This window comes from Xanthomonas albilineans (assembly GCF_002939705.1).
Classification (GTDB): domain Bacteria; phylum Pseudomonadota; class Gammaproteobacteria; order Xanthomonadales; family Xanthomonadaceae; genus Xanthomonas_A; species Xanthomonas_A albilineans.
Genome location: NZ_MDCB01000040.1, coordinates 1 through 3,855, shown reverse-complemented (window position 1 = coordinate 3,855; position 3,855 = coordinate 1). Strand labels below are relative to the sequence as shown.

The following is a 3,855-nucleotide window of genomic DNA, read 5'->3' as shown; positions in this document are numbered from 1 at the left end:
GTCAGCTTCACGGATAGTCTTATGTAGACAAATGGGACCGGCGCAGGCTCGGTTGTTGTTTTATCTTGTCACTGAGCTGGAGCGCTTCATCCATAGATGGATATTCGCAGGAAGGGGATGGCGCATCGTCGCGCCAAGTGGTGTCTTGCCTTGTTGGCAGGAGTTGGGGCGCCGGTGTTGGCGCAACAGGCAAGCGATCCGGCGGCGCAGCAGTTGCTGCTGCAGCAAGAGCGCGAACGGGTGTTGCGCGCGCAGCAGGAGGCCCGGCCGGATGTGCGGCTGCAAGCGGGGCCTGCCGATGGGGTGCAACGCCTGCCGGCCCAGGAGTCGCCGTGTTTCCGGATCCGCCACATCGTGCTCGATGGCACGCAGGCCAAGGCGTTTGCTTGGGCGTTGAAGGCGGCCGATCCGCCGCAGGATCCGGCGACCGGGCGCTGCTTGGGCACCGAGGGCATCAACCTGGTGATGACACGGGTGCAGAACGCGGTGATCGCGCGTGGCTATGTGACCACGCGGGTGCTGGCGGCGCCGCAGGATCTGACCGGCGGGACCTTGCGGCTATCGCTGGTGCCCGGTTACGTCCACGCGGTGGGCTTCACTGCGCCGGCGACGGCACATGCCTCGGTGCGGAACGCGGTGCCCACGCGTAGCGGGGCGCTGCTCAATCTGCGCGATATCGAACAAGGCCTGGAGAACTTCCAGCGCGTGCCGACGGTGACGGCGGACATCCAGATCGCCCCGGCGCAGGGCGCGGGCGTTGGGCCGGGCGAGAGCGACCTGGCCATTGCTTGGCAGCAGCATCGGCGCCTGCGCGCCAGCCTGAGCCTGGACGATGCCGGCAGCCAGGCGACCGGCAAGATGCAGGCCAACGGCACGCTGTCGCTGGATAACCCGTTGCGCTTGAACGACCTGTTCTACGTGAGCCTGGGCAAGGGCGTGTTCAACGCGGCGGGCAAGTCCACCGACAGTTGGACGGCGCATTACGATGTCCCCTACGGCTACTGGCTGTTCGGCGTGACCGCCAGCGCCTACGACTACGTCCAGCCGGTCGCCGGGGCCACCCAGACCTACGACTACAGCGGCCGTAGCCGCAATGCCGAAGCGCGTGTGGATCGCCTGCTGTTGCGCAATGCCACGACCAAGATCGGCCTGTATGGACGTGGCTGGTGGCGGCAATCCAATAGCGCCATCGACGACACCGAGATCCTGGTGCAACGTCGGCGCACCGCCGGCTGGGAACTGGGGCTGACCGATCGGCAGTTCCTGGGCAAGGCCACGCTGGATGGCAGTGTGGCCTATCGTCGCGGCACCGGCGCGTTCGGCGCGTTGCGTTCGCCGGAGGAGCGCGCGCACGCCTTTGCTCCGCAGTTGCCGCTGGACGGGACCTCGCGGATGGCCTTGATCCTGGCCGATGCGCAATTGGTGGTGCCGTTCCAGCTGGGCACCCAGCGCCTGCGCTACACCGCGGCCTGGCGTGGACAGTGGAACCGCACGCCGCTGTCGCCGCAGGACCGGTTTGCCATCGGCGGGCGCTACACGGTGCGCGGCTTCGATGGGGAAGTGACGCTCAGCGGCGAGCGCGGCTGGCTGCTGCGCAACGAACTGGGCCTGGTGCTGGGCAGCGGCCTGGAAGCCTATCTGGCCGCCGATACCGGGCGGATCGGGGGGCCGTCGGCGCGCTTGCAGACGGGCCAGGACCTGGCCGGCCTAGCGCTGGGCCTGCGCGGCAATTGGTCGCACGTCAGCGTGGAGGGCTTCGTCGGCGCCCCCCTAAACACGCCGCCACATTTTCCTACGTCCTACAGCACGTTCGGCGTCAGCCTGACCTGGCACCTCTAAGCGCTCACAAGGAGCAGTGACATGAATCGCATCTATCGACTGGTGTTCAACCGGGCTCTGCGCGTGTGGCAGGTCGCTTCGGAACAGGTGCGCCGCCCGGCGGGCAGTGCGTTGCGCGGCGCGGACGCGGGCCCGACACGGATGACCCACTTGTGCTGGGCGCTGTGCTGGGTGCTGGCAGGGGTGGGGGTGTCCGGTGCGGTGCAGGCGCAGTCGGCCGGGCGCATCGTGGGCGATCCCACTGCACCCGGCGCGCAGCGCCCGACGGTGCTCAACGCCGCCAATGGCGTGCCGTTGGTGAACATCACCACGCCCTCGGCAGCGGGGGTGTCGCGCAACAACTACAGCCAGTTCGACGTGGGCGGGCAGGGGGCGATCCTCAACAACTCCCCCGTGCAGAGCCAGACCCAACTGGGCGGCTGGGTGCAGGGCAATCCGTGGCTGTCCACCGGTGCCAAGGTGATCCTCAACGAGGTCAACGGGCCGGTCAGCCACCTGGGGGGCTACGTGGAAGTGGCCGGCGCACGCGCGGAAGTGGTTATCGCCAATCCGGCGGGCATCCAGGTCGATGGCGGCGGCTTCCTCAACGCCAGCCGGGTCACGCTGACCACCGGCACGCCGCTGGTCTCCAACGGCGCGCTGGATGGGTATCGGGTGAGTGGCGGGACGATCCAGATCATGGGCGCCGGCTTGGACAGCCGTGGCGCCGACTACACTGGCCTGCTGGCGCGTGCGGTGCAGATCAACGCGGGGATCTGGGCCAATCAAGTACAGGCGGTACTCGGCAGCAACGTGGTCAGCGCCGACCAGCACCAGATCACCGCGCAGGCGGCCAGCGGCGCGGCGCCGGCGTTCGCGCTGGATGTCGGGGCGCTGGGCGGCATGTTCGCCAACAAGATCTGGTTGATCGGTAACGAGCATGGCGTGGGCGTGCGCAACGCGGGCAATCTGGGTGCGCAGGCGGGCGAACTGGTGGTGACGGTGGATGGCCGTCTGGAGAACAGCGGTGCGCTGCAATCGCAGCAGGACACGCAGATCGCGGCCAGTGGCGGCATCGCCAATGCCGGCGTGGTCAGTGCGCGTGGCACCTTGCAGGTCAGCACCGCCGCGGATGTGGACAACCGCGGCGGCACGCTCAACGCGCAGCGCTTGCAGATCGCGGCAGCGACGTTGCGCAACCAGGGTGGCAAGATCGAGCAGACCGGCATGCAGGCGCTGGGAGTGAACGCCGGCAGCCTGAGCAACCGCACGCAAGGCAGCCTGGGCACGGTGCCCGGTAGCGACGGGCAAGGGAACACGCCTGCGCCCGGCCCTGGCACAGGGACGAGCACGGACACCGGCGGCGCTGGCAACACGGCCAGCAGCGGCACGACGCCGAACGCCGGCAGCGGCCAAACCACGGCCGGTGCGCCCCTGGCCCCAGGCTTGTTGACCGTTACCGGTGCGCTCGATAACGACGGCGGGCGCATCGATGGCGCCGGCCCGATCGCCGTGTCGGTGGCCGCCGGGCTGGACAACAGCGGCGGACGCCTGGGCGTGGCCGCGTTGAGCGTGCGCGGGGACCTGCGCAACCAGGCCGGCACCCTGGCAGTGTACGGCGATGCGGATTTGCAGCTCGGTGCGCTGGTCAACGACCAGGGGCATCTGGACGTGGCCAACGCGCTGGGCCTGAACGCGGCGTCGTTGAGTAACCAAGGCGGCAGCCTGCGCCACGGCGGCAGCGATGCGACCGCCTGGCACGTGCAGGGCCTGCTGGACAACACTGGCGGCGTGCTGTCCAGCAATGCGGCGGCGTGGCAACTGGATGCGCAGACGGTGGTCAACGTCAATGGGCGCATCGCCCACAGCGGCACTCAAGGGCTGAGCCTGACCGCGCAGAACTGGTCCGGTGCCGGCGGGCAGATCGCCACGCCGGGCGCGCTGGTCTGGCGTGCCGGCAGCATCGACCATCGCGCCGCCACGGCGAGCGCCAGCGTGCTGGATGTGCAAGCCGACAGCCTGGACAACCGCGGCGGC

Annotated in this window: 2 protein-coding genes; both read left to right on the top strand. The window is 69.1% G+C overall.

What is annotated here, in order from left to right; all coding sequences use genetic code 11:
• Positions 1-96 precede the first annotated feature (96 nt).
• Positions 97-1,839: a ShlB/FhaC/HecB family hemolysin secretion/activation protein gene (locus XalbCFBP2523_RS15485; RefSeq protein WP_045766107.1), complete on the top strand. Its 1,743-nt coding sequence runs from the start codon at positions 97-99 to the stop codon at positions 1,837-1,839.
• A gap of 21 nt (positions 1,840-1,860) precedes the next feature.
• On the top strand, positions 1,861-3,855 hold a 1,995-nt coding region (locus XalbCFBP2523_RS15480; RefSeq protein ID WP_146084127.1), incomplete at its 3' end, for a two-partner secretion domain-containing protein.